The 13,578-nt window shown below is 54.6% G+C and carries 13 protein-coding genes; 9 read left to right on the top strand and 4 right to left on the bottom strand.

What is annotated here, in order from left to right:
* Positions 1-51 precede the first annotated feature (51 nt).
* Positions 52-228, bottom strand: coding sequence for an MbtH family NRPS accessory protein (locus tag ACXAGD_RS07735; RefSeq protein ID WP_475209403.1), 177 nt, complete (start codon positions 226-228; stop codon positions 52-54).
* A 160-nt stretch (positions 229-388) separates the two neighbouring features.
* Here ACXAGD_RS07735 and ACXAGD_RS07730 point away from each other — a divergent pair, with 160 nt between their 5' ends.
* Genes ACXAGD_RS07730 through ACXAGD_RS07715 form a run of 4 tightly spaced genes read left to right on the top strand, consistent with a single transcriptional unit; the run spans position 389 to position 4,123 of the window.
* On the top strand, positions 389-1,462 hold the full coding sequence (locus ACXAGD_RS07730) for a GNAT family N-acetyltransferase (protein WP_475209402.1): 1,074 nt from the start codon (positions 389-391) through the stop codon (positions 1,460-1,462).
* The gene (locus tag ACXAGD_RS07725) at positions 1,459-2,769 is read left to right on the top strand and encodes a lysine N(6)-hydroxylase/L-ornithine N(5)-oxygenase family protein (protein ID WP_475209401.1); all 1,311 of its coding nucleotides are present in this window, start codon (positions 1,459-1,461) and stop codon (positions 2,767-2,769) included. Before ACXAGD_RS07730 ends, ACXAGD_RS07725 begins: the two co-directional genes overlap by 4 nt.
* The gene (locus ACXAGD_RS07720; RefSeq protein ID WP_475209400.1) at positions 2,769-3,509 is read left to right on the top strand and encodes a thioesterase II family protein; all 741 of its coding nucleotides are present in this window, start codon (positions 2,769-2,771) and stop codon (positions 3,507-3,509) included. Before ACXAGD_RS07725 ends, ACXAGD_RS07720 begins: the two co-directional genes overlap by 1 nt.
* Positions 3,506-4,123 carry a 4'-phosphopantetheinyl transferase family protein gene (locus ACXAGD_RS07715; RefSeq protein WP_475209399.1) on the top strand — a complete coding sequence of 206 codons (618 nt, stop codon included), beginning with the start codon at positions 3,506-3,508 and terminating at the stop codon, positions 4,121-4,123. Before ACXAGD_RS07720 ends, ACXAGD_RS07715 begins: the two co-directional genes overlap by 4 nt.
* Here ACXAGD_RS07715 and ACXAGD_RS07710 read toward each other — a convergent pair.
* Positions 4,078-5,412, bottom strand: coding sequence for an MATE family efflux transporter (locus ACXAGD_RS07710; protein WP_475209398.1), 1,335 nt, complete (start codon positions 5,410-5,412; stop codon positions 4,078-4,080). The two genes, ACXAGD_RS07715 and ACXAGD_RS07710, sit on opposite strands and share 46 nt — an antisense overlap.
* Positions 5,413-5,695: 283 nt before the next feature.
* Between ACXAGD_RS07710 and ACXAGD_RS07705 the strand changes: the two genes are divergently transcribed.
* A complete protein-coding gene (locus ACXAGD_RS07705) occupies positions 5,696-6,214 on the top strand; it encodes a sigma-70 family RNA polymerase sigma factor (RefSeq protein ID WP_475209397.1) in 519 nt (172 codons plus the stop codon).
* A 158-nt stretch (positions 6,215-6,372) separates the two neighbouring features.
* Here the strand turns inward: ACXAGD_RS07705 and ACXAGD_RS07700 are convergent, their stop codons facing one another.
* Together ACXAGD_RS07700 and ACXAGD_RS07695 are read right to left on the bottom strand one after the other, a co-directional pair.
* The gene (locus ACXAGD_RS07700; RefSeq protein ID WP_475209396.1) at positions 6,373-8,442 is read right to left on the bottom strand and encodes an oxidoreductase; all 2,070 of its coding nucleotides are present in this window, start codon (positions 8,440-8,442) and stop codon (positions 6,373-6,375) included.
* Positions 8,443-8,502: 60 nt separating this feature from the next.
* Positions 8,503-9,855: an aminotransferase class III-fold pyridoxal phosphate-dependent enzyme gene (locus ACXAGD_RS07695; protein ID WP_475209395.1), complete on the bottom strand. Its 1,353-nt coding sequence runs from the start codon at positions 9,853-9,855 to the stop codon at positions 8,503-8,505.
* Here ACXAGD_RS07695 and ACXAGD_RS07690 point away from each other — a divergent pair.
* The 4 genes from ACXAGD_RS07690 to ACXAGD_RS07675 all read left to right on the top strand — a co-directional run bounded on the left by ACXAGD_RS07690 (position 9,814) and on the right by ACXAGD_RS07675 (position 13,570).
* The gene (locus ACXAGD_RS07690; protein WP_475209394.1) at positions 9,814-10,824 is read left to right on the top strand and encodes a helix-turn-helix transcriptional regulator; all 1,011 of its coding nucleotides are present in this window, start codon (positions 9,814-9,816) and stop codon (positions 10,822-10,824) included. The genes ACXAGD_RS07695 and ACXAGD_RS07690 overlap by 42 nt on opposite strands.
* Positions 10,825-11,090: 266 nt before the next feature.
* Complete coding sequence (locus ACXAGD_RS07685) at positions 11,091-12,371, top strand: flavin-containing monooxygenase (RefSeq protein WP_475209393.1); 1,281 nt, start codon at positions 11,091-11,093, stop codon at positions 12,369-12,371.
* Positions 12,372-12,388: 17 nt separating this feature from the next.
* Positions 12,389-12,805: a RidA family protein gene (locus ACXAGD_RS07680; RefSeq protein WP_475209392.1), complete on the top strand. Its 417-nt coding sequence runs from the start codon at positions 12,389-12,391 to the stop codon at positions 12,803-12,805.
* A gap of 90 nt (positions 12,806-12,895) precedes the next feature.
* A complete protein-coding gene (locus ACXAGD_RS07675) occupies positions 12,896-13,570 on the top strand; it encodes a DUF1028 domain-containing protein (RefSeq protein WP_475209391.1) in 675 nt (224 codons plus the stop codon).
* Positions 13,571-13,578 lie beyond the last annotated feature (8 nt).

Below are 13,578 nucleotides of genomic sequence, written 5' to 3'. Positions count from 1 at the left end.
TTTCAAATTGAGAGTTTCGCCTTGAACAGTCATGCCCGCCGCCTTTTGTTCTTATTTGCGTGTCTGATCAGCCGAGGCTGCGATGGCGTCGACATGCGCCGCGCAATCATCTTCGCCACCTGCAAAGCCTTCGGCTTCCCAGCCCGCCGGGATGGGCAGGTGATCAGGCCATAGCGCATGCTCGCTGCGCATATTCACCACTACGAAATACTGTTTGTCTTCGGTCATGACCGCCCTCTGTTCGCCGGATTGGATCATCCCCTTGACGAGCGGGCGGAGAAAAAATTTAGGTCCAAGAAGAGTTTTTTCTAAATTTCTGCCGACCAGCTTCGTTCCTACTGCAAAAGCGTGACTACACGCGTGCGATCCGAAAAATCGGAGGGACAAAATGTCATTGGATCTAACTCAAGCGACCGGACTTGGGCATTGCGCACGCCGTTCAGGTAACACGGTTACCGTTACGGCTTGGGGACAAAGCGAGACGTTGAAGGTTGCAGAACTCGGCGGCGGAAAGCTGGAGCTGGCGCCCCCGAGGGAACTGACCGAACTCAGGGACGCGCTCGCGGCGTTTGAAGCATTGACCAGTCATTGTGACGAAGAAGTGCTTGTTCTCCTCAACAGGAAAGGTTGGCAGCCCCTAGAACCCGAACTGCTCTCAAGTGGCGCAGCGCAGATTTTGGATGAGACATACCTTGGCGTGTTTGCTGAACAGCTGTGGCAAATCCCAGAATTGTGGTTGCCGCAAACACCCTCCTCCTATCCCCAATCGTTGATTTCCGGCCCTCATGGGCAGCACCCCAAGCGGTCGCCAAAGCCAGCGGGCCAGCTCTATCATCGCTATATTCCGTGGCTGGATCAGGTCTTTAGCCTGCGGTCACTGGATCGCGAAGCCGATCTAGACCTTTTCCACACATGGATGAATGACGAGCGTGTTGCGGCATTCTTTGATGAGGCGGGAACGCTGGACTACCATCGCAGTTACCTGGCTAAAATGGCAGAAGATCCTCATATGATGCCAGTACTGGGTTGTCTGGACGGCGCACCGTTTTGTTACTTCGAACTGTACTGGGCCAAGGAAAACCGTCTCGGTGCCCACTACGAGGCCGGAGCCTGGGATCGGGGTTGGCATGTTCTGGTGGGTGACGACAGCGCAAGAGGTGCGGACTATATCACCGCATGGTTGCCTTCGTTGATGCATTACATGTTTCTTGTCGAGCCGCGCACTCAGGCCATCGTTGGTGAGCCAGCCACAAGCCACACCCAGCAACTGCGCAACCTGACCCGATCTGGATTTGCAAGGGTCAAGGATTTCGATTTCACCCATAAACGCGCCACGCTGATCAGGCTTGAGCGCGACTATTTCTTCAAGGCCCGCCTTTGGGCACGCCCCAACCCCGCACAGCCTGGCGAACCTCTGCGCCTGTCGCTGAACGCCCAACTTTTTTCAGGAGCTTCGAAATGACTCAGCCCGATAGAATTCACGACCTTCTAGGCGTAGGCTTTGGGCCTTCAAATCTGGCGCTGGCGATTGCACTTCAGGAGCGTACTCAATCGGGGACCGCTGTTCCTGATATCGCGTTCCTGGAAGCAAAGCCGACGTTTAGCTGGCACCCAGGCATGTTGCTGGATAATTCTGACATGCAGGTTTCTTTTATCAAGGATCTGGTATCGCTCAGAAATCCTGCCAGCCCATACTCGTTCCTCAGCTACCTGCACGCAATGGGTCGGCTTGAACGGTTTATCAACCGAAAAAGTTTTTTCCCGTCTCGTCACGAATTCAATGATTATTTTGGTTGGGCCGCCGAACAGTTTGATGACCTTTGTTCCTACGATCAGCGTGTAGTTGGCGCCGAAGCCGTTGAAGGCGCGGATGGGCGGGTACAGATGTTGTCCATCATTTCTGAGGATTCCCACGGTGAACAAACACGGCGCCTTACCAAGAACCTGGTCTTGGCGATCGGTGGGCGGCCGTTCGTCCCCGGAGTTTTTGAGCCACTGAAGAACAATGCCAACGTGGTCCACGGATCGACCTATATGGGCACGGTGAAACCCCGGCTTGCGGCGAAAGAGCCGCTGAAGATTGCGGTTATCGGTTCGGGGCAAAGCGGGGCAGAGATCTTCTATGATCTGGTCAACGATCCATCGCAGCCGCAGGTCGATTTCATTTTCCGCAGCCACGCGTTGAAACCCTCCGACGACAGCCCGTTCGTCAACGAGATCTTCAACGTCGACTTTACGTCGTATGTCTATCAACAACCGCCTGAACGCCGTCGCGCGCTTATGGAGGAATACTCAAACACAAACTATTCGGTCGTGGATGGTGATCTGATCGAACAGATTTACGGCATTTTCTATGAGCAGGATGTAACTGGCGCCACCGATTACGGTCTGTTGCGTAGTACACAAGTGTCGCAAGCCGTTGAGAAGGGCGACAAAGTATCTTTGACGCTGCAAAAGGTGGATATGGATCATGTAGAAGAGCGGGACTATGACCTCGTGATCCTTGCTACGGGTTTTCAGCGCAGAATTGGAGAGACTCTTCTGAGCGATCTGTCGCCTCACATCGCCGATATGTCGGTTGGTCGGAACTACCAGATTGAAACAGCAGGCAACTTCAATCCCAGAATCTTTGTACAGGGCTATAGTGAAGAAACTCATGGACTTAGCGATACGCTTTTGTCGGTTTTGGCCGTCCGCGTTGAGGAGATCGCAGCCCAGCTTTTGGAGCCCGAATTAAAGCCTGTCCAAACATTGTCGGCGGCCGAGTGATGTTTCAACCACGGGATATCACGCCAGCGTGGTGCCCGGACTGGGCCCAGAATGTTGAGGGAGGTGGATGCAACGTCATCTGCCTTCCTTACGCGGGCGGCAGTGCGTCGGCTTGGTTTGGCTGGCAAACAAGCCTCGGTTCAGACGTGAGTTTTTTCCCCTACGAATTGCCGGGGCGAGGATGTCGCTATGGTGATGATTTACCAACAAGTCGACGCTCTTTAGTAGAGCGTATTGCCGAAGACCTAAGACCGTTAGCAAGCAGCGGAAGCAAGCTGGTGCTGATGGGGCATTCGATGGGTGCCACCCTTGCATACGAAGTTGCGTTGGAGTTGGGAATGAGGCTTCCGCTGATCCTTAGCGGAAGGGCTGCACCTGGTTTTTCTAACAAGAATATCCACGGCCTATCAGATTCGATCCTGATCAAACGTCTTGCCGCACAGGGCGGAACTTCCACTGAGGTTTTGGAAAACCAAGAGCTTATGGATTTGATCCTACCCGTATTTCGCTCAGACCTGCAGTTGTTGCACCAAGAACAGGAACGAGCCGAATTTTACGACGGCCCGGTCTTAATTCTGGGTGGGATCGAAGACCTTGAGGTCCCTCAGCAGGCATTGGATTGCTGGCGCAGCCTTTGTCCCGAAGCTGAAATCAGGCTGTTCCAAGGAGGGCATTTCTTCGTTCAAGAACAGGCTGAATGTGTGCAAGCACATATACGCGTATGGCTGGCCCGACAATGACGCAAGCCTATGTACGGTGGGCGGCTGATCAGAATTCGCTGGAAAAAGCTCGGCAATACAGCGTGGAAGAAGACCACAACCGTGCAGGCGTGTACGAGTTACCCCGCGATCAACGTATGCGCTGTGCAGCCTATGGGCTGTGTCGTCAGTTACTGCTGGAGACAGGGTTGGCACCACACGACGCAGTGGTCGAAAAGTCGTCCTCTGGGCAACCGTTTTTGAACGATTTTCCCAATCTCTCGATATCGATATCGCATAGCGCCTTGGGTGTAGCGACCGGTCTTGGGTTGAACTGTGAAATTGGCGTAGACATCGAAGAACAGCAAGAAGACTGCGTCTGGTCTGAGATTGCTCAGTATTTTGCTCCATCCGCGCCCAGATGCCCTAAGGTGCTTTTATCGATCTGGACCGCTTCGGAAGCTTGCGCCAAGTCGCATGGAGTAGGGATGCCAGCCATTTTTGACACCCCTTTGCCTGTTTCACCAAACGCGTCATGGACTAATTTATCATGGCAGCGACGCGCACAACGGGATGTTCAAACTTTAAGTGTTCCCGGCGGCTGTCTCGCCTATGCTGTGTCTGCAGGTACTGCAGTTGATTGCGCACCTGCCTGACTGCCGTTCATGAGATGTAAAGCAATTGCCAATCCAGCGGTTATGAGGCCGGACAATGGGAATACCCATAACAGTCCAGAGAACCCCCAAATAGCGGGTAAAACATAGGCCAGCGGTAGCATCACATATCCGGTCGGTGCAAGTGCGACCAGCGCCGCTGGAACTGCACGATCTCTGGCCTGAAACCCCGTTAACAAAGGGATGTAGATACAGCTCCCGATAACGTAGCCGGCAAAGTAGGGAAGAAGTCCAGCTGCAGCCGCTTCCATTTCTGCTTGCGGCACCATCATGGGTATCAAAAGGGATTGCAGACCAAGTAAGGCAATCATGCTGATAGCCCCGAACCCAAAAGACAAGATCAAAATAAACCGGACCAGCACATGCGCACGCTGATGCAGAGACGCGCCATGTGCATGGCTCACTGCGGCTTGTGCGCCAAGCGCCAGACCCTGTGCAGGGATTATGACCAATGAAACAAGCCGTAGGTCAAAGCTAAGAGCTGCCACAAAAAGATCGTCGGAAATTCGGGATGCTTGTCTTAGCACGAACAGGAAAGCTGCTGCCGTCAAAAGATTTAGAAGGCTGACAGGAGGGGCAAATCTGAGAAGTGCAACAACCTCAGCTCGGCCGACGCGACCACGCTGCGGTCTTACGCCCAAAGTTCCCCTTCGGAACCAAAAAACGTAAAGCGTCAACGCGGCAAGCTGACCACATATGGTCGCCAAAGCAGCCCCGCCAACGCCCCAGCCAAATCCAAAGATAAAGATCGGGTCCAATACAATATTCAATCCAAAGCACAGCAGGAGTGATTGCATAGATCGCCAACTATGACCGGCACCGAGGGCGGTAAAGTCAAATACGACTTGAAGCGCTGCAAAAGGTGCAAACCAAAGCAACACGTTCAGGTAGCCCCATGCCAGCGGCAACGTATCAGACGACGCCCCAACCGCGTTCAGGATGGGCTGATAATAGGCTGCCACAAGTGCGGCAAGTACCGTTGATACTCCGGCTGCAAGCACACCCGCGGTTACTACGATGTTATGTGCACCGTCTTGATCACCTCGGCCAATCCGTCTGCCGATCTCAGCAGCTGTTGCGACCCCAACCCCAGCTGTGACCGCGCCAACGACAAGCAATACCGGGAACGTAAGTCCGATAGCCGCCATGGCCAATGGGGACAATCGTGTGATCCAAAGGGCATCTATGAATTGGTTTACGGCGTTGGCGGAAAGCCCAAGAATTGCCGGAAGCCCGAGACGCAATATCAAGCGCAACAGCTTTGAATCCATCATGTCGACAGAAGTAGTGGATCGCATTCAGTAGGGCTTTCGGTCTGGTAAACGAGAGGTTTTGACAAACCGACGGCTGAGCCTTCCAGGAATTTAAGAGAAACTCGAAAATACTTCGCCATGAGTTCGGAAAAACGACGTTCCAGCTTGACAACACAACCTATAGGAGAGATACGACGGCTGTCCACTCGAAGGCTCAGATGCGAGTCTCAGGCAGGCTTCTCAATCCAAAATACCCAATGAAACTTGGTCTCTGCTGAGCGCCAAGATTTGGAGTCTTGCCATGAACAACAGTAGTAAGGCCGCACGCGAGGCCCTGATTGCGGAACTTATGGGCAATAGAAGTCTTCTATTCTGTCAAGCACTGAAAGTGGTGAGATCGCACGCTGCGGCAGAGGATGTTCTACAGGATGCAGCACTTAAATGCCTGGCTTCACCTCCGTCGGAGGTGCCGATCAAGCTTCGGGGATATGTGTCTCGGATCGTTAGGAATACGGCCATAGATTACGTGCGTAAACATCGGAACGAGCAGCCCGCATCTTTTGATGACGAAAACAGTCTGGTCCAGATCGGAAGCGATCCCCGATGTGGTTTTACCCGTCTGGAAAACAAAGAACGCCTGCGCACCGTCACAAAAGCGATTAGTGATCTCCCTCAGCGACACCAGGATGCATTCATAAGGCACCGACTGGCGGAAATACCGCAAAAACAGATCGCTGAAGAGCTCTGTGTTTCCAGGACCTTGGTAAACTTCATGATACGAGACGCAGATGCAGCATGTAAGCAAGCTGCTGAAGTCTAACCCGCCGAACTTAGGACATCAGATGGCGCAAATGAAAATCGGAGGTGTGCTGCCCAAACTCCTCCGATCCAGGCGATGGCTCAGCGCGAAGCAGAAGATTTCAAAGCGGCAGAAACTCACCCCATTTGGTGTACACCGCCCCTTTCGCACCAATGACCTCAGTCCACGGCAAGCTCAGTGATTTCACGGCGGAAGGGCAGGGCGTCACCCAGGTCTTTGCCATCAAGCTCACGCGCATAACGGTGACCGGCATAGGTTGCCCAGGCGATCGGTCCCGGAGCGTTCGCATCGCCAATCAATTTGACAGACTTGATACCTGCATCCGCCCATTCGGCCTCGCGAGATTTCAGGTCATTGAATACGGCGTTGTTTTCCAGGCGCGACGCCACCATCACCACGGCATCTGCCTCAATCTTCCAGGTTCGGTCGGTGTAGACGCAGTTCGAGACCACGTGATCCGGGTGAATTTCGGTGACACCTTGGTTGAGCACGATCTCGACACCTGCTTCTACAAGCCGCGGATGGATGGCGATTTGTTCAAGTGTGTTGTTCGTCCAATCACTGACATATGCCGACGGCGTGACCAGAGTCACTATTGCACCGTTTTTGGCCAATAGTTCTGCCAGAACGCCGCCCATGTAATAGTGGTCATCGTCATACACCACCACGCGGCCTGACGGGATAGTGCCATCCATCAGATCATCCGGTGTATATACCTTGGCGCCTTCGGCAATTGGCATTGGTACAACATGCTGACGCGAGATCCCGTCGTTGCGCCACGTAGACCCGGTGGCGATACAGACGTTTTCGAACCCGAACTCCAGAATGCTTTCGGCATCCAACTCGCTTTCGCGATAGATTTCCACGTTCGGACGTTGCGCCAGTTGAAAGTCGCGATAGTCCACGACACGACCCCAAGCAGACAGCCCCGGCAGCAAACGTTCGCGGGCCACACGTCCACCGATCACATCGCGCGCCTCGGCGACGGCGACATCATATCCCCGACGACAAAGCGCCCAGGCAGCCTCAAGCCCTGCGGGGCCCGAACCAACGATCAGAACGTTTGAGCTTTCGCCCTTGTCGTTCATCTTTTCTGGATGCCAGCCTTTGCGCCATTCTTCCATGAATGTTGGGTTCTGGGTGCAGCGGCTGATCGACATGGTCATATCGCCCGTGATGCAGATGTTGCAGCCGATACACTCGCGGATGTCCTCAATCCGACCTTCTTCGATCTTCTTCGGCAAAAATGGGTCAGCGATCGAAGGACGGGCGCAGCCGATGAAATCCAGCGTGCCGGACTTGATCATCTTGGCCATCACGTCGGGCGACGTGAAACGTCCAACCCCAACGATGGGCTTGTCGGTCAAGTCATGAATGCCATGCACCAATTGTTCCTGTGCAGCTTCTTCCTTGAACCGAGAAGGGCCGGAACAATCCTCCCACGTACCCTGCGCCAGGTCCCAGAGGTCTGGCAGATCCTTGTTCATCTCAATGTAGTCACGCACCTCGGCGTTCGAGAAACCCAGATCCCCAATGGTTTCGTCCAACGACACCCGAAGCGTGATCGCCATCGTATCACCCACGGCATCGCGCATATCGGCGATCACCTCTTGGCTAAATCGGGCACGATTTTCCAGAGACCCACCATATTCGTCGCTGCGTTGGTTGGTTGCCCGGCTAAGAAAGTGCTGGAATATGCCAAATCCATGCGCGCCATACAGACAGATCAGGTCGAAACCGGCTTCTTTCGAGCGTTTGGCTGCGTTCACGAACCAACGGCGCAGGTCCTTGATGTCCCGCTTGTCCAAGGCACGCGCCTGTACCGGATCATTGGTAAAGGTACGGATCGGCATGGCTGAAGGGGCCAGTGGCACCTCTTTTGTGTAAAGGTTAGGTCCGTTGATACCGGAATAGGCAAGCTGAATGCCGGCCAGCGCGCCATGGGTTTTCATCCGCTCGGACATCTTGCGCAATTGGGGGATGTCTTTGTCTTCCCATAGGCGCAGTTCGATAAAAGGGGTAATCTCAGACGTGTGGTGCATTTCGCACTGTTCGGTGAAGATAACGCCCCAGCCGCCTTCGGCCTTGATACCTCGCATTGCGGCCGCCGCTGACGGGTCGCGATAACCGCCGCCGTTGCAGTGGGGCACCTGATAGAACCGGTTCTTTGCCGTCAGGGGGCCGATCTTCATCGGTTCGAACAGAATGTCGTAGCGTGGATCGCGCATAGCTGGCTCCTTGTGGCTGGCTGATATGTTTGAAGGGGCTGTGTCGCCCCGAATACGGATTTACAAACCGACGGCGACTTCGGTGATGGCATCGCGCAGGATGGCTTCGATACGATCAATCATCGGTTCGTCCATGATCAGTGTCGGAGACAGGATCAGAACGCTACCGAGGGGGCGAGCGATGAGGCCGCGCTTCTGACAAGCGCGCGCGACTTTCAGGCCCACCTGCGCTTCTACCGGATGGCTTTCCTTTGTGGCGCGATCCTTTACGAATTCGATCCCCATCATGAAGTGGCTTCCGCGCACTTCACCCACCATTTCGATATCGGTCAGGCCACGCAGGTTGTTTTCAAACTGCTTCCCGGTCGTCTGCACACGCTCGGGAATGCCCTCCCGCTCCATGATTGCGATATTGGTCAGGCCTGCCGCTGCAGCCGCTGGGTGGCCGGAATAGGTCATACCGTGCAGGAACATTCCGTCGGGGCCTGAGATGACGTCGTGAATATCGTCGGAAACGAGCGTGGCAGACAGCGGCTGATAGCCTGAGGTCAGACCTTTGGCCGTGGTGATGATATCGGGCACCATGCCAAACACGTCTTCTGACGCAAAGAAATGCCCAAGGCGCCCAAACGCGGTGACGACCTCATCTGCAACGTACTTGATGTCGTTGGCCCTACAGACCTCCCACGCGCGCTTGTGATAGCCGGTTGGCGCGGTCACAACACCGCCCGCGCCCTGGATCGGCTCGGCGATGAAGGCACAGATGTTCTCGGAACCAATGCGTTCAATGCTCAGTTCAAGATCGTCGATCAGGGCGTCGAGAAACTCAGCCTCGGTCATTTCACCGCCTTCGCGCCAGTAATGGGGCGAGCGCAGATGATGCACCAGTTCACTGGCTGCGTGCCAGCCTTCGGAATAGCCGGGCGTGGTCATCGCCATCGCCAGATGGGTCGAGCCGTGATAGGCCCCGTGCCGAGACAGAACCAGTTTCTTTTGCGGCTTTCCTTTACGGATATTGTAGTGGTGCAGCATCCGAATGGCGCTGTCATTGGCGACCGAACCGGAATTGCCAAAATACACGGCGTTCAAATGACCCGGTGCAAGTTGCGCGATCTTCTCGGCAAGTGCTGCCGCTGCCGGATGGGTGAAATTGTAGAAGGTCGAGTAATAGTCCAGCGTTTTCAGCTGATCCGAGATCGCCTCGACCATTTCATCATTGCCGTGCCCGATGTTGACACACCATAAGCCGCCGATACCGTCGATCAGCTCATTGCCATCGCTGTCGTAAACATATGCGCCCTTTGCGCGTGAGATCACTGTACGCGCACCTTGCTGCTTGAGCGCGTTCAGATCGGCGAAGGACTGAATCAGATGTTCGTCCTGTGCAAGAATGTCGAGTGTATCTTTGGCCATGATCAACCTCTTTGTCTTCCCGATGCAATTTTGCTGATCCGGCGAGGTTTGTTAGAAACCACGATCGCATTGGCGATTGCATACCACCTATTTTGCTGCAGAATGTTACTTTGGCTAAATTGGGGGGTATATACCCCCATGGGGGTATTAATGATGTTGTCGGTTCCCGCACCACAGGCTCTGTCAGCCGCGATACTTGCGATGGGAACAGAAGGGTTCGGCGATGCGCTTTACACGTGGCTGAACGCAACCTGCTCCTTTGACAATTTCGCAATCATTGCCTTTTTTCAGCACAATAGCCCGCAAGTCCTAATGACTCATGCACGCGACAGCCGCGTTTTTGAGCGGATCGATAGTCACTATGTCAAAGGCGCTTATCTATTGGATCCTTTCTATGGCCTGCATCAAAGTCGTGCGGAGGACGGTCTTTACAGATTGACCGATGTTGCCCCAGATCAGTTTCAACGGAACGAATACTTCAAGTCTTACTACAAAAATACGACGCTGACGGATGAACTGGCCTATTTCGCCGGTCTCAGCCCCGAAAGTTCGATCACTGTGTGTCTAGGCAGGGACGCCACCACGGCAACGCGTTTCAGCAACAAGGACTTCAACGCGGCCAACAGTGTGGCGCCGATCGTCACTGCGCTGATCAGGAGGAACTGGCCTGACCTGAAGCCCTCGGATAAAAAAAAGTCGGAAGATATCGTCGAGATATTACGCCAACGTTTGTTTGATGAACGAGCCATCGGTTTAAGCCCAAGGCAGGCGCAAGTGGCGTTGTTAATCCTGCAGGGTCATTCGTCGATTTCCATTGGTCTGACGTTGGGTATCAGCCCTCAGACCGTCAAGGTTCTACGCAAGCAACTCTACCGCAAATGCCATATCTCGTCACAGGGCGAACTCTACTATCTAATCGCACCGTATCTTTCGGAAAGCGGCCAACCGGCTGGGAATATAGGGCAATAACCGGCTGGTTAGTCAAAGCCTAATTAAGAGTAAGCTAGACAGTAATTTCGCCACTTCCCAACTTGTGAAACCTTAACCCGGAAACGTGCAAAACGTGCTGCAGAGGCATAGGAAGCGGTACGCCAAAGGTCCGCTCTGATGTCCTTTTTTTGAGAATGCAAGACCGTCGGCCCACAGAGGTCAGTCGTTCTTCCGCGCAGCGCAAAACGCACGAATACAACGACCTGTTCAGGTCAAGTCGTGACGCAGTAATAGGGAACCGACACATGTCCATTGAGAAAACGGATACGCTGGTTGTTGGCGGAGGGCAGGCGGGTATCGCGTTAAGCGAGCACCTTGGAAACAACGAAGTGCCCCACATCATTTTGGAAAAGAACCGCACGGCCGAAGCGTGGCGCACTGGTCGTTGGGATGCTTTGGTCGCAAACGGCCCGTGCTGGCACGATCGTTTTCCCAGCCTCCATTTCAAAGGGGACGATCCGGATGCGTTTGTGCCCAAGGACCGTGTCGCCGAATACCTCGTCGAATATGCAGAAATGGTGAACGCACCAATCCGCGAGGGTGTTGAGGCGTTGAAAGCTGAGCGCTTGCCCGGCAAAGGTGGGTTCCGCGTTGAGACGACCGCCGGTGAAATCCATGCCAAGCGCATTGTCGCTGCAACAGGCGCTTTCCAGCATCCGGTTATTCCGCCCATCGTGCCGCAGACGGCTGGCGTCGAGCAACTCCATTCGTTTTACTACAAGAACCCCGAGCAACTGGCCGAAGGCGCAGTCATGGTTGTGGGCGCTGGCTCGTCCGGCGCACAGATTGCGGATGAGTTAAACCGCGCCGGTCGCAAGGTTTTCCTGTCTGTTGGCCCTCATGACCGGCCCCCGCGTCGTTATCGCACCCGCGACAACGTTTGGTGGTTGGGCGTTCTGGGTCTCTGGGACATGGCTGCACAAAAACCGGGAACTGAACATGTTACGATCTCGGTCAGCGGTGCTCACGGCGGACACACGATGGATTTCCGCCGCTTGGGGAATGAAGGTGTGACCCTTACAGGGATGACCAAGAGCTTCGAAAACGGCGTTCTAAGCTTTGCCGATGATCTCCAGAGCAATGTCGCAGCAGGTGATGCCAACTACCTTGAAATGCTGGATTTGGCAGACGCCTATATCGAACGCACCGGCATTGATCTGCCCGAAGAGACCGAGGCGCGAGAGCGGTTTGCTGATCCTGACAGCCTAACCAACCCCTTGACATCAGTCGACTTTGCCAAGGAAGGCATCACAACAATCATTTGGGCGACAGGCTTCCGTCAGGATTTCAGTTGGATCAAAGCAGACGCCTTTGACGCGAAGGGGGCGCCAATACATCAACGTGGCGTCTCGGTTGAACCTGACATCTATTTTCTTGGCTTGCCGTGGCAATCGCGGCGCGGCTCGACCTTTATTTGGGGTGTTTGGCACGACGCGAAATACATCGCTGATCAGATCGCAATTCAACGCGCTTATGCCGAATATGACGGCGAAGCGGCTATCATCTCTCCCGCCGCAGCAGAATAAGTAGTCAGGACTTCGAAATGGCGCATACACGCATTCGCAAATTCAACACCAAAGAAACCTACCCCGAGCAAAACCTGGACAACGATCTGTGTCAGGCCGTTGTGACACAGGGCGGTAAGACAGTTTATCTGCGCGGCCAGTGTCCGCAAAATCTGGATGATGCGGTCAATATCGACAGCCACGATCCGGTCGAGCAGACCCACAAAGTGATGCAGAACATTAAACAACTGATCGAAGAGTCCGGCGGCTCGTTGGAGCATCTGGTCAAGGTGGTCGTCTACATCACCGATGTGCGCCACCGTGAGGCTGTTTACCGAACAATGGGAGAGTACATCAAAGGTGTTCACCCTGTTTCGACGGGGCTGGTCGTTCAAGCACTGGCGCGTCCTGAATGGTTGGTTGAAATAGACGGAACTGCCGTTATTCCCGATTGATCCACTTGATCAATCAAATTGACCGGACCGCGCCACTCGTTCTCCCCCAAAACAGGCACGATCCGGACTTTCTTTTTTCAGGAGAGCCGAATGACTTTTTCATTGGTCGCCCGCTGCGCTAATACCGGCATGTTTGGTTTGGCGATTTCGTCATCGTCACCCGCCGTTGCCGCACGCTGTTCCTTTGCCCGGGCAGGTGTTGGTGCGGTTGCGTCGCAGAACGTTACCGACCCAAGCCTCGGTCCGTTGACATTGGACCTGATGGAGCAAGGCAAGGCAGCGCCTCAAGCCATCGACGCTATGAAAGAGCAGGCAAAGTTCATCGAGTACCGTCAGGTTTTAGCTGTCGACGCTAATGGCCGAACGGCGATCCATTCCGGCCCGAACAGCCTTGGTATCTGGATGCAGGCACAGGCCGAGAATGTCGCCTCGGGTGGAAACCTTCTAGACAATGATGGCGTCCCTCAAGCCATCGTCGATGGGTTCCTGTCGTCTTCCGGGCATATCGGAGACCGATTGATAGCTGCAATGCGGGCCGGATTGACCGCGGGTGGTGAGGCAGGCCCGGTGCATTCGGCTGGTATGAAAATCGTCGACAAGGTCAGCTGGCCTGTCGCCGATCTGCGCTGTGACTGGACCGAAGATTGTCCCATCGAGGCCATCGCAACCGCCTGGGAAATCTACAAACCGCAACTTGACGCCTACACCCAACGCGCCCTCGACCCACGTGAGGCACCATCTTACGGCGTACCGGGCGACGAATAATCAGGGAG

Source organism: Ruegeria sp. ABF4_144, assembly GCF_056160045.1.
The sequence above is the reverse complement of the archived record's forward strand: the minus strand, read 5'-3'. Positions and strand labels throughout refer to the sequence as shown.